Origin of the sequence: Achromobacter deleyi (genome assembly GCF_016127315.1) — a bacterium.
GTDB classification, from domain to species: Bacteria; Pseudomonadota; Gammaproteobacteria; order Burkholderiales; family Burkholderiaceae_B; genus Achromobacter; species Achromobacter insuavis_A.
Genome location: NZ_CP065997.1, coordinates 5687750 through 5709838 on the forward strand (window position 1 = coordinate 5687750; position 22089 = coordinate 5709838).

Here is a 22089-nt window from a genome sequence, read left to right on the forward strand (position 1 = left end):
TTGCGCCCCGGCGCGCTCACAGCGGCCCCGCGGCCAACATGAAGCTGCCGCCGCGGATCACGTGCAGCAAGCGCGGCCGGCGGCCGCCATCGACCTTCCTGCGCAGGCGACGCATGGCGATCGCGACGGCCTGGCACTTGACGTGCCCCGCGCCCAGGCCCGGCGCCCTGGCCTTCCAGACCGACTCGGCCAGTTGCCAGCTGGTGAACACCGCGCCCGGGCTGCCCATGAGCATGGCGAGCAGCCCGAACTCCTTCGGCGTCAACAGCAGCGGCTCGCCATCCCGGTACGCGCGACAGCGCAGCAGGTCCAGCTCCAGGTCCGCGAATTGCAGCCTGTCGCCGGACTCGGGCATGCACGTCAGCAGGACGTGACCCATTTCAGGGATGCCCCGATGCCGCGGGCGCGGCTATCGGCGGCTCTCGTTCTGGCGCTGCACTTCGGCCTGGTAGTCAGGGCCCGAGCGCAGCCGCACATACTCCGAGAACGCCGCCTTGTACTCGGGACTGTAGATGTCCGGCGTGGCCTCGCCGCGCCAGAACCGGTCCACGCCGGCGCGCTTCCACAGCGCCAGGTCGGCCAGCACCTCGGCGCGCGAGAGCGACGCGCCATAGGGGCTGGTCAGGGCCGAGGACGGCGCCTGCTGGGCCAGCGCCGTGCCGGAAACGCCCGCCGCCAGGGCCAGGATCAGTGCGGTTTTACGAAGAATCTGCATGCTTCACTCCTATGAATCGTGGGGGGGACTGCACGGGATTCATTCTAGGAAGGCGATGCAGACAGAAAGCGGATAAGGGGATTACGTTTTTGAAAGGTTGTGAGGTCACACTCAACCGACGAAAACACGGTGATTGCTGTTTACCCTTTATCCTTTTCTTCGTTCTACTGATATTCGACTGCGCGACTAAATTTCAACCTCTTTTTTCGACACGAAAATAACAGGCACTCCCAGAATGTCTGCAACCTGTTGAAGCCGTGGCGAAAATCTTTTGGATGTAATGAGAACAGCCTTCCCATTGGGAATCAAATTTTTGACTTTCAATTCGGCACGTAATAGTGCGCGGTATTTCACACACTGATAAATGCCTCTTTCCAAGTCAGCCTCATTGGAGATTTCGGACTTCACTTCAACGGCGATTGAACCTTTTTCATGCTGGAACATTACGTCAACCCGGTCAGCGGAGCCAAATAGCCACTCCGTCTTCCCTTTTGAGAACTTGATTTTCGAAAGCAACACCTCCGGATGAGCTGCGACCCACTCCTTCAGCTTTCGATGAGATTCGCTTTCGGGTTCGTTAGACCATCCCGACTTGACCGGCGCCCCCGGTTCGGTTACTTCGTCCATAAGTGCTGGGATACCGCCATGCAGCGGCTGCAAGCCATAGTCAGCCAATACCCTGCGCCATCCTTCAAACTGCCAAATCTCCTCAAAGGTATCCTCGGCCATCGACTTCCGATCGTCGTCGCTAAGGTCTCTCGTAGGTCTCCCCTGCAGATGATTGGTAATGTAGTAATCACAACCGCTACCAGGAATGCCGGACTTTGCGTTCACAATCAGTGCATTAATTGGCGGATGTTTCACTCCTGTCTCTTGTTCGGTTTCAATCATGGCGTCCCCGATTGCTCCTGCGGGGTGACCGTACACAACCACATTCACGTGGTGTCCCAGCCCCCTTCTCTGAAGTTCAGAATCTAGCTGCCCATAGGTGATTCTCTTCTCGTTTTCAGCACACCAGACTAGCAACGGCAACATCTTCCTGGCAATTTCTTCAGTCCAACGGTCCCCTTCAAGAGCCTTCGGCAATGGCATACAAAATCCTACTAATTATTTAAAAACAAAACAATACCATTCTAATAAACAAAAATCTTGCCACCATAAATAAAAACGCCGCATTTCTGCGGCGTTTTTCGATTGCGGTGAATTTACCTAACCTTCCCCGCCTTCCAGGCCTCCAGCAGCTGTTCATACGCCACCGTTTCGCCCTTGGGCTTTTCATTGCCCAGCTTCTTCCACGGCGCGTGCTGGTCCGACAGCCACTTGTTCGGATCGCCCTTGGCGTTCAGCTTGGGCGCGCATTGCGCCATGCCGGCCCGTTCAAGGCGCGCCATCACCTGGTCCATTTCGTTGGCCAGGTTGTCCATCGCGGCCTGCGGCGTCTTTTCGCCGGTGACGGCGGTGGCGACGTTCTTCCACCACAGCTGCGCCAGCTTGGGGTAGTCCGGCACGTTGTTGCCGGTCGGCGTCCAGGCCACGCGCGCGGGGCTGCGGTAGAACTCGATCAGGCCGCCATAGTTGGCCGCGTTCTTGCTGAAGTAGTCGCTGTGGATGTCGCTGTCGCGGATGAAAGTCAGGCCGGTGATCGACTTCTTCAGCGACACCGACTTGGCCGTGACGAACTGGGCGTACAGCCAGGCGGCCGCCATCTTGTCGGGATTGGTGGACTTGAAGAAGGTCCACGAACCGACGTCCTGGTAGCCGTTCTGCATGCCGTCCTTCCAGTACGGGCCGTACGGCGACGGCGCCATGCGCCACTTGGGCGTGCCGTCCTCGTTGACCACCGGCAGGCCCTTCTTGGTCATGTCAGCGGTGAAGGCCGTGTACCAGAAGATCTGCTGGGCGATCTGGCCCTGCGCGGGCACCGGACCGGATTCCGAGAAGGTCATGCCCATGGCCTGCTGCGGCGCGTACTTCTTCATCCAGTCGACGTACTTGGTCAAAGCGTAGACCGCGGCCGGGCTGTTGGTGGCGCCGCCGCGCGCCACCGAGGCGCCCACCGGCGTGCACTTGTCGTCGGCCACGCGGATGCCCCACTCGTCCACCGGCATGCCGTTGGGCAGGCCCTTGTCGGCGGCGCCGGCCATCGACAGCCACGCGTCGGTGAAGCGCCAGCCCAGCGACGGGTCCTTCTTGCCGTAGTCCATGTGGCCATAGACCTTCTTGCCGTCGATCTCCTTGACGTCGTTGGAGAAGAACTCGGCGATGTCCTCGTAGGCGGACCAGTTGGTCGGCACGCCCAGGTCGTAGCCGTACTTGGCCTTGAACTTGTCCTTCAGGTCCTGGCGCGCGAACCAGTCGGCGCGGAACCAGTAGACGTTGGCGAACTGCTGGTCGGGCAGCTGGTAGAGCTTGCCGTCCGGCGCCGTGGTGAACTTGGTGCCGATGAAGTCCTTCAGGTCCAGGCCCGGGTTGGTCCATTCCTTGCCGGCGCCGGCCATGTAGTCGGACAGCGGCAGGATGGCGCCGTAGCGGTAGTGGGTGCCGATCAGGTCGGAGTCGGAGATCCAGCCGTCGTAGATCGACTTGCCCGACTGCATCGAGGTCTGCAGCTTCTCGACCACGTCGCCTTCCTGGATCAGGTCATGGTTGACCTTGATGCCGGTGATCTCGGCGAAGGCCTTGGCCAGCACCTTGGACTCGTACTCGTGGGTGGTGATGGTCTCCGACACCACGTTGATTTCGTTGACGCCCTTGGCCTTGAGCTTGGCGGCGGCCTCGATGAACCACTTCATCTCGGCCATCTGCTGGTCTTTGGACAGGGTCGATGGCTGGAATTCCGAATCGACCCACTTCTTTGCTTCCGGCTCGCCGGCCCAGGCTCCTGACGTCCCGATCAGGGCGATGGCGGCCGCCATGGCGTGCATGCGCAATTTCATGACCTGTCTCCTCGATAAGTCTTCCCCTGTGGTGCTGCGGACTTCTGGCCGGGGAAGACATTGGCCGATCGTCCTTCCAAACCGCTGATATCGCGCGGGGTCTGCGCCCCGTCAGCCTTTCCTCATGATGAAGGCCAGCAGCAGCATGGACAGCACGAAGCTGATCCACACCGATGGCGGCTCGTCCAGCGAAAACCATTCCACCGCCTTCTGCCCGAACCCCAGGAATGCCAGGTTGAGCCAGGCCGCGGCCATCAGGCCGATGAAGAGGCGGTCGCCGCGGGTCGTGCGCAGCGGCAGGAAGCCCTTGCGCTCGACCGTGGGCGATTTCAGTTCCCAGACCGTCATGCCCACCAGCATCAGCACGATGCAGGTGAAGAACACGGCGACGGGGGTGGTCCATACCATCCAGCTGAACATGTGGCGCCCTCCCCCTCAGACCCGGCCCATCGCGAAGCCCTTCGCGATGTAGTGCCGCACGAACCAGATGACGATGCCGCCGGGCACGATGGTCAGCACCCCGGCCGCCGCCAGCACGCCCCAGTCCATGCCCGAGGCCGAGACCGTGCGCGTCATGGTGGCGACGATGGGCTTGGCGTTGACCGAGGTCAGCGTGCGCGCCAGCAGCAGCTCGACCCAGCTGAACATGAAGCAGAAGAACGCCGCCACGCCCACGCCCGATTTGATCAGCGGCAGGAAGATCGTCAGGAAAAAGCGCGGGAACGAATAGCCGTCCACGTAGGCGGTCTCGTCGATCTCGCGCGGCACGCCGGACATGAAGCCCTCCAGGATCCACACCGCCAGCGGCACGTTGAACACCAGGTGGGCCAGCGCCACCGCCAGGTGCGTGTCCATCAGCCCGAACGAGCTGTACAGCTGGAAGAACGGCAGCAGGAACACCGCCGGCGGCGTCATGCGGTTGGTCAGCAGCCAGAAGAACACGTGCTTGTCGCCGATGAAGCGGTAGCGCGAGAACGCGTAGGCCGCAGGCAGCGCCACGGCCAGCGAGATGACCGTGTTGATGACCACGTAGATCAGCGAGTTGATGTAGCCCGAATACCAGGCCGGATCGGTGAAGATGGTGCGGTAGTGCTCCAGCGTGAAATCGCGCGGCCACAGCGTCAGGGTGCTGACGATCTCGGTATTGGTCTTGAACGACATGTTCAGCATCCAGTACAGCGGCAGGATGGCGAACACCAGGTACAGCGCCAGGAAGGCGCCGCGCCACCAGGTCGATTGCTCACGCATTGGCGCGCTCCTCGTCGAAACCGCCGGTGGTGCCGGCGCGCTGCATCCAGTTGTACAGAATGAAGCAGAGCAGCAGGATGATCAGGAAGTAGATGATCGAGAACGCCGCCGCCGGGCCCAGGTCGAACTGGCCCACGGCCTTCTGCGTCAGGTACTGCGACAGGAAGGTGGTGGCGTTGCCCGGCCCGCCGCCGGTCAGCACGAACGGCTCGGTGTAGATCATGAAGCTGTCCATGAAGCGCAGCAGCACCGCGATCATCAGCACGCCGCGCATCTTGGGCAGCTGGATGTAGCGGAACACCGCCAGGCGCGAGGCGCCGTCGATGCGCGCGGCCTGGTAATAGGCGTCGGGAATGGCGCGCAGGCCGGCATAGCACAGCAACGCCACCAGCGGCGTCCAGTGCCAGACGTCCATCACCAGCACCGTGACCCAGGCGTCGAGGTCATTGCCGGTGTAGTTGTAGTCCACCCCCAGCCACGACAGCGTCGCGCCCAGCAAGCCGATGTCGGTGCGCCCGAACACCTGCCAGATGGTGCCCACCACGTTCCACGGAATCAGCAGCGACAGCGCGATGATGACCAGCACCGCCGAGGCGCGCCAGCCGCTGGCCGGCATCGACAGCGCCAGCAGGATGCCCAGCGGGATCTCGATGGCCAGCACCGCCAGCGAAAAGCCGATCTGGCGCAGCAGCGCGCCGTGCAGCTCCTCGTCCTGCAGCACCGCGGCGAACCATTCGGTGCCGACGAACACGCGGCGCTCGGGCGAGATGATGTCCTGCACCGAGTAATTGACGATGGTCATCAGCGGCAGGATGGCCGAGAACGCCACGCACAGCACCACGGGCAGGACCAGGAACCAGGCCCGGTGATCGATCGGTTTCATCGGATCAGCTCCTCGTCGCGGTAGAAGCAGGTATGCGGATTGAGCGCCGACAGCCACACCGTGGCGCCGGGCGCGATCGAGGCGGCGTCGGTGCCCAGGCGGGCGCGCAGCGGCGTGCCCTCGAAGTCGGCCAGCAGCAAGGTGTAGGTGCCCACGTCCTGCACCCGTTGGACCGTGGCCGGGATGGCGCCGGACGCACCGGCGTCGGCCAGTCGCAGGTACTCCGGCCGCACGCCCAGCTTGACCGGGCCGGCGTCGGCCAGCCTGGCGGCCATCGCATCGGGCACGCCGTCGACGCGGCGCTGCCCCACCGCCAGGCCGCCATCGCGCCATTGCGCCGGCAGGAAGTTCATGCCGGGCGAGCCGATGAAATGGCCGACGAAGGTGTGGGCGGGACGCTCGAACAGGTCATCGGCGCTGCCCACCTGCACCGCGCGGCCGCGCGCCATCACCATCACCTGGTCGGCGAAGGTCAACGCCTCGGTCTGGTCGTGCGTGACGTAGATCAGCGTCAGCTTGAACTCGTGGTGGATTTCCTTGAGCTTGCGGCGCAGTTCCCACTTCAGTTGCGGGTCGATCACGGTCAGCGGTTCGTCGAACAGCACCGCCGACACGTCGTTGCGCACCAGGCCGCGGCCCAGCGAGATCTTCTGCTTGGCGTCCGCCGTCAGGCCGCTGGCGCGGCGGTCCAGCACCTGCGACATCTCCAGCATCTCGGCGATGCGGCCGACGCGTTCGCGGATCTGTTTGGCCGGCACGCCGCGGTTGCGCAGCGGGAACGCCAGGTTCTCGGCCACGGTCATGGTGTCGTACACCACCGGGAACTGGAACACCTGGGCGATGTTGCGCGCCTGCGGCGTCCTGTTGGTGACGTCCTGGCCGTCGAACAGGATGCGGCCATGCGACGGCCGCAACAGGCCCGAGACGCAATTGAGCAAGGTGGTCTTGCCGCAGCCCGAGGGGCCCAGCAAGGCGTAGGCGCCGCCGTCGCGGAAGGTGAATTTCAGCGGCAGCAGCGCGTAGTCCTCGTCGGCCTGGGGATGGGCGACGTAGGAATGGGAGAGGTCCAGCTCGATCTGCGCCATCAGGCCATCCCTCCGCTGGCGTGCGGCCGGGCGGGGGCCGCCAGCAAGGCGCCGTCGGCGCCGAAGGCGTAGGTCTGGGCCGGGTCGAAGTACAGCGTCAGGCGCTGCTCCAGTGTGTAGCGATGCACGCCCGGCAGCTGCGCGACCACGTCGCCGGCGGCCGTCTCGGCGTGCACGAAGGTGTCGGACCCCGAGATCTCGGCCAGCTTGACCACGCCGTCCAGGCCGATGTGGCCGGGACGCGCCGCCACGTCCAGCGCGCCCGCCCGCAGGCCGGCGGTGAGCCCGCCGCCCGCGCCCGGCGGCAGTGGCCGCGCGACCGCGATGCCGCCCTGCAGCGTGAAGCCGTCGGCGCCGCGCTGCGCGGCGAACAGGTTCATGGGCGGATCGCTGAAGGCGCGCGCCACGCGGATCGAATTGGGCCGGTGGAAGACCTCGGCGGTCGGTCCGTACTGCAGCAGTTCGCCCGCGTCCAGCACGGCGGTGTGGCCGCCCAGCAGCAGCGCCTCGCCCGGCTCGGTGGTGGCGTAGACCACGGTCGAGCGGCCCTCGGCGAACAGCGCCGACAGCTCGTCGCGCAGTTCCTCGCGCAGCTTGTAGTCCAGGTTGACCAGCGGTTCGTCCAGCAGGATCAGCGGCGCGTCCTTGACCAGCGCCCGCGCCAGCGCCACCCGCTGCTGCTGGCCGCCCGACAGTTCCGACGGATGGCGGCCCAGCAGGTGGTCGATGTGCAGGCGCGCGGCCATGGCCCCGACCTTGTCGGCGATGCCCGACACGCCGCGCAGCTTGAGCGGCGAGGCGATGTTGTCGAACACCGTCATGGACGGATAGTTGATGAACTGCTGGTACACCATGGCGACATTGCGCTGGCGCACCGGCACGCCGGTCACGTCGGCGCCGTCGGCCAGCACCCGGCCCTCGGTGGGCCGGTCGAGCCCGGCCATGATGCGCATCAGCGATGTCTTGCCCGCCAGGGTCACCCCCAGCAAAACGGTCATGGCGCCCGGCACCGGGGCCAGGCTCATGGGATACAGGTGCGTCTGCGAGCCGGCTCGCAAACCTATCCTGTCCAGGGTCAGCTGCATCTGGTCTCCTCTACCTCTAATACGTCCCCGGTTTTCAGGCCGGACATCGGTACATCGGTACAGCGGCCCTTGCGGCGCGCGAGAACGCGCCGGTCCAGGTTCTTCTTTCAGATAGCTTTCGTTTTTTGTGCGTTTTACCGAAGAAGCGAAAAAAAAACAATCTTGCAGCGCGTCATTATTTTTCGCTTTTGTTGTTTTATGATGCGAACATGACACTGAATCCCCGACAAAGCGCCTTGATCGAAATGGTTCGAGCCCAAGGCTCGGCCACGATCGAAGAGCTGGCCAAACGCTTCGACGTCACGCTGCAGACCGTGCGTCGCGACGTCAACATCCTGTCCGAAGCCGGCCTGCTGTCGCGCTTCCATGGCGGCGTGCGCATCGAAGCGTCGACCATCGAGAACATCGCCTACCGCAAGCGCCAAGGGCTGCACGCGGCCGGCAAGCAGCGCATCGCCGAAGCCGTGGCCCGCGCCGTGCCCGACGGCTGCTCGCTGATCCTGAACATCGGCACCACCACCGAGGCCATCGCCCGCGCCCTGCTGCGCCACCGCGGCCTGCGCGTCATCACCAACAACCTGCACGTGGCCGACATCCTTTCCGACAACCCGGACTGCGAAGTCATCGTCGCCGGCGGCGTGGTGCGTTCGCGCGACCGCGGCATCGTCGGCGAGGCCACCATGGACTTCATCCGCCAGTTCCGGGTCGACATCGGCCTGATCGGCATTTCCGGCATCGAGGCCGACGGCACGCTGCGCGACTACGACTTCCGCGAAGTGCGCGTGTCCCGCACCATCATCGAACAGTCGCGCGAAGTGTGGCTGGCCGCCGACAGCAGCAAATTCAAGCGCCAGGCCATGGTGGAGCTGGCGCACATCTCGCAGATCGACCGCTTCTTCACCGACGCCCACCCGCAGGAACCGCTGGCGCAAGTGCTGCTGGACGCCGGCGTGCGCTGCGAAGTGGCCGCCGCGCCGAACGCGGCCAAGCTACCCGCCTGACCGGCTTGACCCGGCCGGCATGGCGCTTGCGCCCCACCCGGCCGGCACGAACAGAAACGAACACCGCACCGAACACAAGCGGCCCCGCCGCCCCACGCATATGAACCAACCGCTCGCCACCGTCACCCCGCCCGACCGCAACCGCCTGCTGGCGCAACTGGACAACACGCCCGCCTGGGATGTGATCGTCATCGGTGGCGGCGCGACCGGCCTGGGCACCGCCGTCGACGCCGCCAGCCGCGGCTACCGCACCCTGCTGATCGAGGGCGCCGACTTCGCCAAGGGCACCTCCAGCAAGGCCACCAAGCTGGTGCACGGCGGCGTGCGCTACCTGGCGCAGGGCAACATCAGCCTGGTGCGCGAGGCGCTGCACGAACGCGGCCTGCTCAACCGCAACGCGCCGCACCTGGTGTGGCCGCTGGGCTTCGTGGTGCCGGCCTACAACCTGCTGGACCAGCCCTTCTACGGCATCGGCCTGAAGATGTACGACATGCTGGCCGGCAAACTGAACCTGTCGCCCAGCCGCTGGCTGTCGCGCCGCGACACGCTGGCCAACGCGCCGACGCTGGCCGAGAACGTCAACGGCCGCGGCCTCAAGGGCGGCGTGCTGTACTACGACGGCCAGTTCGACGACGCGCGCCTGGCGCTGAGCCTGATGCGCACCCTGTTCGACCTGGGCGGCACGGCGGTCAACTACGTGCGCGCCACCGGCCTGACCACCACCGGCGGCAAGGTCGACGGCGTCACCGCGCAGGACGCGCTGGGCGGCGCCAGCTTCACGCTGCGGGCGCGCTGCGTCATCAACGCCACCGGCGTCTGGGTCGACAGCGTGCGCCGCATGGAAGACAAGAACGCGCCGACCATGGTGGCGCCCAGCCAGGGCGTGCACCTGACGCTGCCGCACGACTTCCTGCCCGGCAAGCGCGCCATCCTGATTCCCAAGACCGACGACGGCCGCGTGCTGTTCGTGGTGCCATGGAACGGCCACACCATCGTCGGCACCACCGATTCGCCGCGCGACGACCTGCCGCTGGATCCGCAAGCCGGCGCCCAGGACGTCGACTTCATCCTGGACACCGCCGCGCGCTACCTCAGCCGCAAGCCCACCCGCGACGACGTCACCAGCGTCTGGGCCGGCCTGCGGCCGCTGGTCAAGGCCACCGGCGACGCCTCCACCAAGTCGCTGTCGCGCGAGCACACCATCCTGGTGTCGCAGGCCGGGCTGGTGACGGTCACGGGCGGCAAGTGGACCACCTATCGCCGCATGGCGCAGGACGTGGTCGACACCGCGATCCAGCACCAGCTACTGACGCAGGCAAGCTGCCGCACCGAGTCGCTGGCGCTGCACGGCGCCCACGGCCTGGCGCCGTCGCAGGAACACGCCGGCACGCCGGACAGCTACTACGGCAGCGACCTGCCCACGCTCAAGGCCCTGCCCGGCGCCGAGCGCATGCTGGTCAAGAGCAGCGGCCTGTCCGAAGCCCACGTGCGCTTCGCCGCGCGCTTCGAGCTGGCGCGCAGCGCCGAGGACGTGCTGGCGCGCCGCAACCGCGCGCTGTTCCTGGACGCCGAGGCGGCGCTGCTGGCCGCGCCCGAAGTGGCGCGCATCCTGGCCGAGGAACTGGGCCACGACGCCGCCTGGCAGCAGCGCACGCTGCAGGAACTGGCCACGGTGGCGGCGCATTACCGCCTGAAGTGATCCCGCTGGCGCCACGGCTACCGTGGCGCCTTCCGGACGCGTCGGGCGCGAACCGCTATGGCACGCGCAGCGGGCTGGACTGGATCATCGTCTCGAAGGTGCGCAACAGATCAGGATCGCATTTCGAACCCGCCTCGCGGTTCAGGATGCGCATGATCTCGGCGTGCGTGCGCGCCGGATGGTACGGCCGGGCGTCGCCCAACGCGTCGTAGGAATCGGCCAGCGAGATGATGCGCGCCAGCAGCGGGATCTCGTGCCCGGCCAGTCCGGCGGGATAGCCCGACCCATCGAAATGTTCGTGGTGATGGCGCACCGCCAGCGCGATCCGCGCGCGTTGCGGCATGTCGCTCTGCAGGATGATGCCGGCGCCCACGGCGGCGTGGGACTTCATGATTTCCCAATCTTCTTTTTCAAGCCGCTTGGGCGAAAACAGCACGCGGTCGGGCGTCGCGATCTTGCCCACGTCGTGCAAGCGCGCGGCCACGGCCACGGCGCGCTGTTCGTCTTCGGGCAGGCCGCAGGCCTGCGCCAGCGCCACGCTCAGCGCGACCACGCGGTGGCAGTGGCGGCCGGTGGCGGCGTCCCGCGCCTGCATCGCGGCGAACAGCGCCGCCTCACAGGAGCGGGCGGGCGGCGCGGACAGGTCGCCGGAAATGCTTGGGGGAACGCTGGGAGGTACGTCTGGAGGCATCGGTAATGGCGCGCGGTTGCAACGGAACCGCGCGCTGTGTCAGAAAGTATCAATTCTGACACATACGCATGCAAGCCTCACGCCTTCAGCCGCTCCAGCAGCGCCTGCGCCACGCCCACCGACGAGGCCGGATTCTGGCCCGTGATCAGCAGGCCGTCGGACACAATGTGCGGCTGCCAATCCGGCCCCTTGCTGTAGAGCCCGCCGAGCAATGCCAGCTCGTCCTCGACCAGGAACGGCACCACCGCCGTCAACTGCACCGCGGCCTCTTCGGTGTTCGAGAAACCGGTGACCTGGCGGCCCTGCACCAGCGGCTTGCCGTCGGCCGTCTTGGCATGCCGCAGCACGCCCGGCGCGTGGCAAACGGCAGCCACCGGCTTGCCGGCGGCCAGCATGGTCTCGATCAGCGACACCGACTTGGCGTCCTCCGCCAGGTCCCACAGCGGGCCGTGGCCGCCGGGATAGAACACCGCGTCGTAGTCGGCCGCCTGCACCTCGGCCAGGCGGCGCGTGTTCGCCAGGCGCCGCTGTGCCTCGGCGTCCTGGCGGAAGCGGCGCGTGTCGTCGGTCTGCGCGTCCGGGTCGTCGCTCTTGGGGTCGAGCGGCGGCTGCCCGCCCTGCGGCGAGGCCAGCGTCAGCGTGGCGCCCGCGTCCAGGAAGGCGTAGTAAGGCGCGGCGAACTCTTCCAGCCAGAAGCCGGTCTTGCGGCCCGTGTCGCCCAGCGTGTCGTGGGAAGTCAGCACGATCAGGATATTCATGTTGCGCTCCTATGCATCCGGGCCGACGCGCACGATGCGCTTGCCCGCGTTCTCGCCCTTGAGCAGCCCCATCAGCCCGCGCGGCGCATTCTCCAGGCCATCGACCACGTCTTCGCGGTACTTGATGCGGCCGTCGCGCAGCAGCTCCTGCATGGCTGCGCGGAATTCGCCGAAACGCGGCGCGTATTCGTTGAAGATGATGAAGCCCTGCATCTTGATGCGCTTGGTCAGGATGGTGCGCATCAGCAGCGGCAGGCGGTCGGGGCCGTCGGGCAGGCTGGTGGCGTTGTAGGCCGAGATCAGGCCGCACACCGGCACCCGCGCGCGCGGATTGAGCAGCGGCAGCACCGCGTCGAACACCGCGCCGCCGACGTTCTCGAAATACACGTCGATGCCCTGCGGCACCGCCTTGGCCAGCAGGTTGGCCATGGCCGGATCGCGGTGGTCGATGCAGGCGTCGAAACCCAGCTCCTCGACCACGTAGCGGCATTTGTCGGCGCCGCCGGCGATGCCGACGGCCTTGCAGCCGTGGATCTTGGCCAGCTGGCCCACCACCGCGCCGACCGCGCCGCTGGCCGCGGCCACCACCACGGTTTCGCCGGCCTTGGGCTGGCCGATGTCCAGCAGCCCCATGTAGCCGGTGAAGCCCGGCATGCCCAGCACGCCCAGCGAATACGAGGGCCGCTCGGGGGACGCCCCCAGCTTGAGCAGGCCGCTGCCATCCGACACGGCGTAGTCCTGCCAGCCCGACTGGGACAGCACCCACTCGCCCACCGGATAGTCGGCATGGCGCGAGGCCACCACCCGGGCCACGGTGCCGCCCACCATGGGCTGGCCCACCTGCACCGGTTCGGCGTACGACGGCGCGTCGCTCATGCGGCCGCGCATGTAGGGATCGAGGGAAAGATAGACCGTGCGCAGCAGCAGCTGGCCCGGGCCGGGTTCGGGCACCGCGCCGGTTTCCAGGCGGAAATCGCTGTCGGCGGGTTCGCCGCGCGGCCGCGAGGCCAGGACGATGCGGCGGTTGAGGGAGGACGATTGCGGCATGGCGTACTGACTCCTTCTGTTCCGGTTTGGCCATTACACCATCCCTGCCCGACCGCCCGCCGGCAGACCCTGCCAGCCACCTCGCTTTTAATTAATTAAATATTTAATTAGAATCTGCCCCATGCCTGCCATGCCTTCCCCCGCCCGCCGCCCCGGCCGTCCGGCCCGACCCGACAGCGCCGCCGTGCGCGACCAGCTGCTGGACATCGCCACCGACCTGTTCGCCACCCAGGGCGTGGCCGCCACGCGCCTCGCCCACATCGCCGAACGCGCCGGCGTGACCTCGGCGATGCTGCACTACTACTTCAAGAGCCGCGACCAGTTGCTCGATGCGGTGGTGCTCGAACGCGTGGTGCCGGTCATCAGCTACGTCTGGAGCCCGGTGCCGCAAACCCCGCGACGCCTGGACGGGTCGACCGACACCGCGCGCATCGTCATCACCGAAATCGTCTCGCGCATCGTGCGCTGCGGCACCGACCGGCCCTGGCTGCCGGCCCTGTGGATGCACGAGGTCGTCAACGAAGGCGGCCAGCTGCGCGAGCGCGTGCTGCGCCACCTGCCGGCCCAGCGCCTGCAAGTATTCGCCGGCCTGATCGCCGACAGCCAGCGCGCCGGCGCCATCACCCCGGGCGTGGAACCGCGGCTGGTGTTCCTGTCGATCCTGGGCCTGACCCTGCTGCCGCTGGCCACCTCCAGCCTGTGGCGCCGCATCTGGCAGGACGACCCGCAGATCCACGCCATCGACCACGAGGCGATCGCCGCCCATGCCGTCGCCATGCTGACGGGCGGCCTGTTTTCGCCGCACGCCGCGGGGCCGCAATCGGCCGCCGCCGCGCCGCCCGCTCCCGCCACCAGGCGGCGCCGCGCCTCGCGGCCGGCCGCCCCGGACACCGACCCCGCCACAGGACGCTGACCATGCGCACCGCTTCCCTTCCCCGTTTCGCGCTGCCCGCCGCCGCGCTCGGCCTGTTGCTGCTGGCCGGTTGCGGCAAGCGCGACGAAGCCGTCTACCAGGGTTATGTCGAGGGCGAATACCTCTACATTGCCTCGTCCGAGGCTGGCCGGCTCGACGCGCTGTCGGTGCGGCGCGGCCAGCAGGTCGCCGCCGCCGCGCCGCTGTTCGCGCTGGAAGCGACGCGCGAAACCGCGGCCCGCGACCAGGCCGGCGCGCAGCTGGCGGCGGCCAGCGCGCAGCTGGAAGACATCGCCACCGGCAAACGCCCGCCCGAGGTCGACGTCAGCCGCGCCCAACTGGCCCAGGCCGAGGCCGCCAGCCGGCGCTCGGCGGCGCAACTGGCGCGCGACACCGCGCAGTTCCGCGCCGGCGGCGTGGCGCGGGCGCAGCTGGACGACAGCCGCGAACAGGCCCAGTCCGATGCCGCCCGGGTGCGCGAACTGCGCGCCCAGCTGGAAGTGGCCAACCTGCCCGGCCGCCAGGACCAGCGCCGCGCCCAGGCCGCCCAGGTCGAGGCGGCGCGCGCGGCGCTGGCGCAGGCCGACTGGACCCTGGCGCAGAAACGCCTGGCCGCCCCCGCCGCCGCGCAGGTGTTCGACACGCTGTACCGCGTGGGCGAATGGGTGCCGGCCGGCAGCCCGGTGGTCAGCCTGCTGCCGCCGGGCAACATCAAGGTGCGCTTCTTCGTGCCGGAAACCGTGGTCGGCATGCTCAAGCCCGGCCAGCAGGCCACGGTGCGTTGCGACGGCTGCGGCGACCCGGTGCCGGTGCGCATCGACTACATCTCGCCGCAGGCCGAGTACACGCCGCCGGTGATCTACAGCCGCGAGACCCGCGGCAAGCTGGTCTACATGGTCGAGGCCCGGCCCGCGCCGGACGCGGCCACGCGGCTGCATCCGGGCCAGCCGGTCGAGGCGGCGCTGCAATGAACGACGCCTCCGTCCGTCCCGCGGCCGAGCCCGGCTACGTCATCGACGTGCACGGCCTGAACAAGCACTTCGGCAACAAGCACGTGGTCAACGACGTCTCGCTGCAGGTGCGCGAAGGCGAGATCTTCGGCTTTCTCGGCCCCAACGGCAGCGGCAAGACCACCAGCATCCGCCTGATGTGCGGCCTGCTCACGCCCGACTCGGGCAGCGGCACCTGCCTGGGCTACGACATTCTCAAGGACAGCGCCCAGATCAAGCGCCACGTCGGCTACATGACGCAGAAGTTCTCGTACTGGGACGACCTGACCATCCGCGAGAACCTGGACTTCGTGGCCCGCATGTACGGCATGCCGAACCGCCGTGAGACCGTCGACCGCGCGCTCGAGGACCTGGGGCTGCAGACCCGCGCCAACCAGCTCACCGGCGCGCTGTCGGGCGGCTGGAAGCAGCGGCTGGCGCTGGCCGCCTGCCTGCTGCACGAGCCGCGCCTGCTGCTGCTGGACGAGCCCACCGCCGGCGTCGACCCGACCGCCCGGCGCGACTTCTGGGAACAGTTGCACGAACTGGCCGCGCGTGGCATCTCGGTGCTGGTCAGCACCCACTACATGGACGAGGCCGAGCGCTGCCACAAGCTGGCCTACATCTCGTACGGCAAGCTGCTGATCCAGGGCACCGCCGACGAGGTCATCGCCCAGCAGCGCCTGACCACCTGGGCCATCCACGGCCATGACCTGGTGCCGCTGGCGCAGCGGCTACGCGGCGCGCCGGGGGTGGACCAGACCGTGGCCTTCGGCACCGCGCTGCACATCAGCGGCCGCGACGCCGCCGTGCTCGAACGCACGCTGCGCGAAGTCGTGGCCGGCCAGGACCTGCGCCTGGAACGCATCGACACCAGCCTGGAAGACGTCTTCATCTACCTGATGAACCGCTCCGACGACAACTACGCGAGTCCGGCATGAGGCGCCATCTGGAAGGCTTCTCGTGGTCGCGCTGGTGGAGCATGGTGCTCAAGGAGTTCCTGCAACTGCGCCGCGACCGCATCACCTTCGGCATGATCGTCGGCATTCCGATCATGCAGCTGGCGCTGTTCGGCTACGCCATCAACACCAACCCCAAGCAGTTGCCGACCGCTGTCATCGTGGCCGACCACAGCCCGTTCACGCGCAGCTTCGTGGCGGCGATGACGGGGTCGGATTACTTCAACATCGTCGAGACGCTACCCGACGAGGAAGCCGGCCGCGCCGCGCTGGCGCAGGGCCGGGTGCTGTTCGTGCTGACCATTCCGCCGGACTTCTCGCGCAAGCTGCTGCGCGGCGAACGGCCGGCGCTGCTGATCGAGGCCGACGCCACCGACCCGATGGCGACCGGGCTGGCGATCGGCTCGGCCACGCAGCTGGCGCAGGCGGTGGCGCAGAAGGACCTGACCGGCCCCTTGGCGCACCTGGCCGGCGGCCAGCCGCCGTTCGACGTGCGCGTGCACCAGCTCTACAACGAAGAGCAGATCTCGCAATACAACACCGTGCCCGGGCTGATGGGCGTGATCCTGACCATGACACTGGTGATGATGACCGGCCTGGCCATGACGCGCGAACGCGAGCGCGGCACCATGGAAAACCTGCTGGCCATGCCGGTGCGGCCGCTGGAGGTGATGACGGGCAAGATCGTGCCCTACATCGCCATCGGCCTGATCCAGGCCACCATCATCCTGCTGGCGGCGTATTTCGTGTTCCACGTGCCGTTCCTGGGCAACCTGGTGACGGTGTACCTGGGCGCGCTGATCTTCGTGGCGGCCAACCTGACCGTCGGCATCACACTGTCGTCGCTGGCGCAGAACCAGCTCCAGGCGATGCAGCTGACGATGTTCTATTTCCTGCCCAACATGCTGCTGTCCGGCTTCATGTTCCCGTTCCTGGGCATGCCCAAGTGGGCCCAGTACCTGGGCAACCTGCTGCCGCTGACGCACTTCAACCGGCTGATCCGCGGCATCCTGCTCAAGGGCAACGGCTGGTGGGACCTGTGGCCCACCATCTGGCCCATGCTGCTGTTCACCGTGGTCGTGATGACCGCCGCCGTAAAGTTCTACCGCCGCACCCTGGATTGAAGGCCGCCATGCCCCGCCCCCACCTGCCCTTCGCCCGCCGCGCCGCGCTCGTGGCCGCCTGCGCCCTGCTGCCCGGCTGCGCCGTCGGGCCTGATTTCGAGCGTCCGGCCGCGCCGCCAGTCAGCGCCTACACGGCGCCAGCCGACGCCGCTGCCGGCGGCGCGCAGCCACGCCTCACCGACGCCGACATCCCGGCGCAATGGTGGCGCCTGTTCCGTTCCGACGCGCTGGACGCGCTGGTGCGGCAGGCGCTGGACGCCAGCCCGACGCTGGCACAGGCCCGTGCCCGGCTGCGCCAGGCCGGCGAGGACCTGAACGCCGAGACCGGCGGGCGCCTGCTGCCGGCGGTCGACGCCAACCTGTCGGCCACGCGGCAGAAGGTCGATCCGTCCGCCTACGGCGTGCCCGTCACCGAGCAGCCGGCGCCGTTCACGCTCTATAACGCCTCGATCGACGTGTCCTACACGCTGGACGTGTTCGGCGGCAACCGCCGCGCGCTGGAGGGACTGGCCGCGCAGGTCGACTACCAGTCGCACGAACTGCAGGCCGCGCGCATGACGCTGGCCGCCAACGTCGTCACCACCGCCATCCGCCAGGCCGACCTGGCCGGCCGCCTGGCCGACACGCGCGAGCTGCTGGCGGCCCAGCAGCGCCAGCGCGACATCATGGCGCAACGCCTGCGGGCCGGCGGCATCGCCGAGGCCGACCTGCGCAACCAGGAACTGCTGCTGGCGCAGACCGCCGCCACCGTGCCGCCGCTGGAGTACCAGCTGGCGCAGGCCACCCACCAGCTGGCCACCTACCTGGGCCAGCCGCCCGCCGCCTGGCAGGCGCCGCCATTGCGCCTGGCCGACCTGGCGCTGCCGGCCGAGATTCCCACCGGGGTGCCGTCGGCGCTGACCCGCCAGCGGCCCGACATCCTGGCCGCCGAAGCCCTGCTGCACCAGGCCTCGGCCGATGTCGGCGTGGCCACGGCCAACCAGTACCCCCGGTTCACCCTGACCGCCAGCTTCGGGTCGCAACGCACCCGGGCCGGCGATATCACCGATGGCGTCAACGTATGGAACCTGGGACTGGGGCTGGTGCAACCGCTGTTCCATGGCGGTGAACTGCGCGCCCGCACGCGCTCGGCGCAGGCCGCCTACGAGGCCGCGGCGGCGGGTTACCGGCAGACCGTGCTCGACGGTTTCCGCCAGGTGGCCGACGCGCTGCGCGCGGTGCAGACCGACGCCCAGGCCTACGACGCCTATGACACCGCCTGGCGCCGCGCCGACGACGCCGCCCGCATCGCCCGCGACCGTTACCAGGCCGGCGGCATCAGCCACCTGAGCCTGCTCGACAGCCAGCGCCAATTGCTGCAGACGCGCATCGCCCGCAGCGCGGCCGACGGCGCACGCCATGCCGACGTTGCCGCCTTGCTGCAAGCGCTCGGCGGCGGCTGGTGGAACGAGCCGCCGGCGCCCCCCGCCGACCCCGCGCCGTAGCCCGAAAACCCGCGCCGATACAGGCCTTGCCGGATCATGTCCGAGAATTCGGGTCAGAAAGTGGCGTTGTGCGACGTTTAGGAATCCGTTGTATCCGATGCATCATGCATGCGCTCAAGCTGCACTGATCTCGACAACGATTCATGAATGACCTACTAGACCTGATCGTCTTCTCGCCCGATACCCGCCAACGCGCCCGCCGCTGCGACGCGCTGGCGGGCATGGGCTTCTCGCCGCGCGGGTGCGAGGACTCCAACGGCCTGTTCCGCCTGTTCCAGGCGCGGCGCACGCCGCTGCTGGTGATGGAAGCCGAACTGACCGATCTCTGCATGGCCGTCGCCGGCCTGCGCGCCATGGACACCACCGCCGGCATCGTCGCCGTCTCCACCTTCGATTCGCCCGAAAACCGCATCCTCGGCCTGCACTGCGGCGCCGACGCCTGCTTTCCGCCCGACGTGGCGACCACCGAGATCGCCGCCGCGCTGCAGGCGCTGGTGCGTCGCGTGCCCGTCAGCGGCCGCCGGCCGGCCGACCCCGACGCGCGTCCGCCGGCCGCCGCCCCCGCCGAAGCCACCGGCAAATGGCAGTTCCAGGACGCCGCCTGGACCCTGGTCAGCCCGCGCGGCACGCGCCTGCCGCTGACCCAGGCCGAACGCGACTTCCTGCTCAAGCTGACCACCAGCCCCGACAAGCGCCTGCCGCGCGGCGACGTGCCGCCTGGCGATCCGCAGGCCGGCCGCGAATCCGTGCGCCGCACCGACGTGGTGGTCAGCCGGCTGCGCCGCAAGGCGCAGGAGACCAACATGGAGTTGCCGATCCGCACCGTCTGGGGCTGGGGCTACGCCTTCACCGGCGATATCTGAAACCAGGCCGGGCAGACCCGGACGCGGGCGGCGTATCATGCGGCATGGCCCGCCGGATCCCCGGCGGCCGGATCCCCGGCGCCGGCCTTGCCAACCCACCGTTTCCCGCCATGGAAGTCTACGACCGCCTGCAGGCCCTGCTGACCGAGCACCAGGCCCGCTACCGCCTCATTTCCCACCCCGCCGCCGGCCGCTCGGTGGAAGTCGCCGCCGTGCGCGGCACCGCCGTCAGCCAGGGCGCCAAGGCGCTGGTGTGCCGCGTCAAGATCTCGTCCAACCAGCGCAAGAACGTGCTGGCGGTGTTCCCCGCCGACCAGCAGGCCGACCTGGAAGCCATCGCCCGCGCCGCCGGCGGCAAGAAGGCCTCGCTGGCCTCGCAGGACCTGGCGCGCGAGCTGACCGGCTGCGAGATCGGCGCGATCCCGCCCTTCAGCTTCAACCCCGACCTGCACCTGCTGGTGGATCCCACGCTGCGCCAGCGGCACGATGAAATCGTGTTCAACGCCGGCCGGCTCGACGCCTCCATCCTGATGGACACCGCCGATTATTTCCGCCTGGCCGCGCCGCAGGAAGCGCCGCTGATCAAGGGCCAGGGTTAACCGGCCCGGGGCCGCCGTGCCGCACTCACCGACCTCCCGCGAGAACCGCCGCGCGCGCGCCTCCAACATGCGCTGGCTGATGAGCCTGGCGCACATGGAGCCGTCGCCGGTCAGCCGCTGGGTGGCGTTGCGGGCGGCGCTGGCCATCGGCCTGCCGACCGCCGCCGGCCTGCTGCTGGACCAGAGCGCGGCGGCCGCGCTGGTGGCGCTGGGCGCGCTGCCCGCCATCACCGGCGACAACGGCGGCCCCTACCGCAACCGCGCGCTGTCCATCGGCACCACCGTGTTCGGCGGCGCGCTGGGCTACTTCCTGGGCACGCTGCTGGCCGGCCACGGCCTGTTCAGCATCGCCGGCATGACGCTGCTGGTGCTGCTCGCCAGCCTGGTCGGCACCTTCAACAACATCGCCGCCGTCGCCACCCTGCAATTCGCCGTCTACGTGATCGTCGGCGCCAGCCTGACCTCGACCCTGCCGCCCTGGCTGCCGTCGGTGCTGGTGGGCGCGGGCGGCCTGTTCGGCCTGGCGCTGACGCTGCTGGGCTGGGTGGTGAACCCGACCGCGCCCGAGCGCGCGGCGGTGGCGCTGGCCTACCGCAAGCTGGCGGCCATGTTCGCCGCCATCGGCACCTCGCGCATCATGACCGCGCGGCGCGACATGGAAGCCGCCATGGCCACCGCCTACGACACCGTGCTGGCGGCCCGCCGCCGCGCCGCCGGCCCCTCGCCGCGGCTGGCGCGGCTGGCTGCCCAACTGCAGGCCTGCACCCCGCTGTCGGACGCCGCGCTGGCATTGGCGCGCGCCGGACGCACCTTGCCGCCGGACTGCGCGCGCGTCATGAACCTGCTGGCCGACCACGTCGAGAACGACACGCCGCCGTCCCCTGCCGCCGGCATCGCCGCGCTGCGCCAGGCCGGCGCCGACGCGCTGGCCGACGCCCTGACCCAGGCCCAGCCCCTGCTGGAAGGCAGCGGCCCGGCGCGGCCCGACGCCTTCCCGGCCCTGCCGCCGGCGCGCCCGCGCACCCCGTGGCGGGTGCTGGCGCGCACCTACCGCCCCGGACCGACCACCGTGCGCTACCTGGTGCGGCTGGGGCTGTGCCTGATCGTCGCCGAGGCCGTAGCGCGCGCCGTGGCGCTGCCACGCTCGTACTGGGTGCCGCTGATCGTGGTGGTGGTGTTCAAGCCCAACTTCGGCTCGGTCTTCGCCCGCGCGCTGCAAAGCTGCGCCGGCAGCGTGGTGGGGGTGGCGATCAGCGCCACCGTGATGGCGCTGGACCGCAGCGGCGTCACCAGCCTCATTACCGTGACCGCGCTGGCCGCCCTGCTGCCGTGGTCGATCCGCCGCAACTACGGCCTGTTCTCCGCCATCCTGCTGCCGATCCTGATGCTGCTGATCGGCGCGCTGCAACCCGGCAGCTGGCCGATCGCGCTGGCGCGGCTGGAGGACGTGGCGGTGGCCGCCGCCATCGTGCTGGCGGTCGGCTACCTGCCGTGGATGCGGATCGAGCGCCACAACCTGGACCAGGCCGTGGCCACCGCCATCGAGACCCTGGCCGCCTATCTCAACACCGTGTTCCAGGCCGACCCGGCCACCCGCCACGACCTGCGCACCCAGGCCTACGCGCGCCTGTCGGACCTGCGCATCGCCTTGCAGCGCGGCCTGTCGGAGCCGCGCCTGGTGAGCCGCCGGGCGCTGGCCTGGTGGCCGGTCGAAGTGGCCCTGGAACGGGTCGCCAACGCCATCTCCGACACCGCCTGGTCGCTGCCGGCCGGACAGCCGCCGCCCGAACCGGCGCAACTGGCGCGCCTGGCCGACGCATTGCGCGCCATGGCCCAGACCGTGACCCAGAGCGCGCCGGTCGGCGCCACGCCGGTGACGACCGATGCCGCCGCGCTGCGCGATGCCGCCGCCGCGATCGAGTCCCTGCGCGCCACGCTGGCGGGCCCGGGCTTCGCCACCGAACCGGGCCGGCCCGCGCCGCCCGCCCCTCTCACCCCCGCGGACTGAAC

The 22089-nt window shown here is 68.7% G+C and carries 22 protein-coding genes; 10 read left to right on the top strand and 12 right to left on the bottom strand.

Annotated features, from left to right (window positions below):
- Positions 1-16: 16 nt before the first annotated feature.
- The 9 genes from I6I07_RS25540 to I6I07_RS25580 form a co-directional block, all read right to left on the bottom strand.
- Positions 17-379 carry a winged helix-turn-helix domain-containing protein gene (locus I6I07_RS25540; protein WP_054487506.1) on the bottom strand — a complete coding sequence of 121 codons (363 nt, stop codon included), beginning with the start codon at positions 377-379 and terminating at the stop codon, positions 17-19.
- A 30-nt stretch (positions 380-409) separates the two neighbouring features.
- Entirely contained in the window at positions 410-715 is a 306-nt protein-coding gene (locus I6I07_RS25545) for a DUF4148 domain-containing protein (protein ID WP_198484232.1), read from the bottom strand.
- A 186-nt stretch (positions 716-901) separates the two neighbouring features.
- Positions 902-1807, bottom strand: a complete 906-nt coding sequence (locus tag I6I07_RS25550) for a hypothetical protein (RefSeq protein ID WP_198484233.1) — start codon at positions 1805-1807, stop codon at positions 902-904.
- Between the two features lie 113 nt (positions 1808-1920).
- Positions 1921-3651, bottom strand: coding sequence for an ABC transporter substrate-binding protein (locus I6I07_RS25555; RefSeq protein ID WP_198484234.1), 1731 nt, complete (start codon positions 3649-3651; stop codon positions 1921-1923).
- A 111-nt stretch (positions 3652-3762) separates the two neighbouring features.
- Positions 3763-4071, bottom strand: a complete 309-nt coding sequence (locus I6I07_RS25560) for a DUF2160 domain-containing protein (protein WP_105556852.1) — start codon at positions 4069-4071, stop codon at positions 3763-3765.
- A 15-nt stretch (positions 4072-4086) separates the two neighbouring features.
- Positions 4087-4899 carry a carbohydrate ABC transporter permease gene (locus I6I07_RS25565; protein WP_006385279.1) on the bottom strand — a complete coding sequence of 271 codons (813 nt, stop codon included), beginning with the start codon at positions 4897-4899 and terminating at the stop codon, positions 4087-4089.
- Complete coding sequence (locus I6I07_RS25570) at positions 4892-5782, bottom strand: carbohydrate ABC transporter permease (protein WP_006385278.1); 891 nt, start codon at positions 5780-5782, stop codon at positions 4892-4894. Before I6I07_RS25570 ends, I6I07_RS25565 begins: the two co-directional genes overlap by 8 nt.
- The gene (locus I6I07_RS25575; RefSeq protein WP_198484235.1) at positions 5779-6867 is read right to left on the bottom strand and encodes an ABC transporter ATP-binding protein; all 1089 of its coding nucleotides are present in this window, start codon (positions 6865-6867) and stop codon (positions 5779-5781) included. The genes I6I07_RS25570 and I6I07_RS25575 overlap by 4 nt, the downstream gene beginning before the upstream one ends.
- Positions 6867-7952: an ABC transporter ATP-binding protein gene (locus I6I07_RS25580; RefSeq protein ID WP_198484236.1), complete on the bottom strand. Its 1086-nt coding sequence runs from the start codon at positions 7950-7952 to the stop codon at positions 6867-6869. The genes I6I07_RS25575 and I6I07_RS25580 overlap by 1 nt, the downstream gene beginning before the upstream one ends.
- Positions 7953-8140: 188 nt before the next feature.
- Between I6I07_RS25580 and I6I07_RS25585 the strand changes: the two genes are divergently transcribed.
- Complete coding sequence (locus I6I07_RS25585) at positions 8141-8953, top strand: DeoR/GlpR family DNA-binding transcription regulator (RefSeq protein WP_198484237.1); 813 nt, start codon at positions 8141-8143, stop codon at positions 8951-8953.
- A 100-nt stretch (positions 8954-9053) separates the two neighbouring features.
- Positions 9054-10652, top strand: a complete 1599-nt coding sequence (locus I6I07_RS25590) for a glycerol-3-phosphate dehydrogenase/oxidase (protein ID WP_198484238.1) — start codon at positions 9054-9056, stop codon at positions 10650-10652.
- A 55-nt stretch (positions 10653-10707) separates the two neighbouring features.
- On the opposite strand, the gene I6I07_RS25595 is transcribed toward I6I07_RS25590, so the two are convergent.
- The 3 genes from I6I07_RS25595 to I6I07_RS25605 form a co-directional block, all read right to left on the bottom strand.
- Complete coding sequence (locus tag I6I07_RS25595; protein WP_420094523.1) at positions 10708-11343, bottom strand: HD-GYP domain-containing protein; 636 nt, start codon at positions 11341-11343, stop codon at positions 10708-10710.
- A gap of 77 nt (positions 11344-11420) precedes the next feature.
- Positions 11421-12101 (bottom strand): type 1 glutamine amidotransferase domain-containing protein, encoded by a 681-nt coding sequence (locus tag I6I07_RS25600; protein ID WP_061071428.1) that lies wholly within the window; start codon positions 12099-12101, stop codon positions 11421-11423.
- Between the two features lie 9 nt (positions 12102-12110).
- The gene (locus I6I07_RS25605; RefSeq protein ID WP_198484239.1) at positions 12111-13148 is read right to left on the bottom strand and encodes an NADP-dependent oxidoreductase; all 1038 of its coding nucleotides are present in this window, start codon (positions 13146-13148) and stop codon (positions 12111-12113) included.
- Positions 13149-13269: 121 nt separating this feature from the next.
- Between I6I07_RS25605 and I6I07_RS25610 the strand changes: the two genes are divergently transcribed.
- From I6I07_RS25610 to I6I07_RS25645, 8 genes are all read left to right on the top strand, one after another.
- Positions 13270-14061, top strand: coding sequence for a TetR/AcrR family transcriptional regulator (locus I6I07_RS25610; protein WP_198484240.1), 792 nt, complete (start codon positions 13270-13272; stop codon positions 14059-14061).
- A gap of 2 nt (positions 14062-14063) precedes the next feature.
- Positions 14064-15032 carry an HlyD family secretion protein gene (locus tag I6I07_RS25615; protein WP_198484241.1) on the top strand — a complete coding sequence of 323 codons (969 nt, stop codon included), beginning with the start codon at positions 14064-14066 and terminating at the stop codon, positions 15030-15032.
- On the top strand, positions 15029-15991 hold the full coding sequence (locus I6I07_RS25620; protein WP_198484242.1) for an ABC transporter ATP-binding protein: 963 nt from the start codon (positions 15029-15031) through the stop codon (positions 15989-15991). Before I6I07_RS25615 ends, I6I07_RS25620 begins: the two co-directional genes overlap by 4 nt.
- Positions 15988-17133 (top strand): ABC transporter permease, encoded by a 1146-nt coding sequence (locus tag I6I07_RS25625; RefSeq protein WP_198484243.1) that lies wholly within the window; start codon positions 15988-15990, stop codon positions 17131-17133. Before I6I07_RS25620 ends, I6I07_RS25625 begins: the two co-directional genes overlap by 4 nt.
- Before the next feature lie 8 nt (positions 17134-17141).
- Positions 17142-18617 carry an efflux transporter outer membrane subunit gene (locus I6I07_RS25630; RefSeq protein ID WP_198484244.1) on the top strand — a complete coding sequence of 492 codons (1476 nt, stop codon included), beginning with the start codon at positions 17142-17144 and terminating at the stop codon, positions 18615-18617.
- A gap of 143 nt (positions 18618-18760) precedes the next feature.
- Positions 18761-19480, top strand: coding sequence for a response regulator transcription factor (locus I6I07_RS25635; protein WP_198484245.1), 720 nt, complete (start codon positions 18761-18763; stop codon positions 19478-19480).
- A gap of 110 nt (positions 19481-19590) precedes the next feature.
- Positions 19591-20079, top strand: coding sequence for a YbaK/prolyl-tRNA synthetase associated domain-containing protein (locus I6I07_RS25640; RefSeq protein WP_198484246.1), 489 nt, complete (start codon positions 19591-19593; stop codon positions 20077-20079).
- Positions 20080-20095: 16 nt separating this feature from the next.
- Positions 20096-22087, top strand: coding sequence for an FUSC family protein (locus tag I6I07_RS25645; RefSeq protein ID WP_232625744.1), 1992 nt, complete (start codon positions 20096-20098; stop codon positions 22085-22087).
- Positions 22088-22089 lie beyond the last annotated feature (2 nt).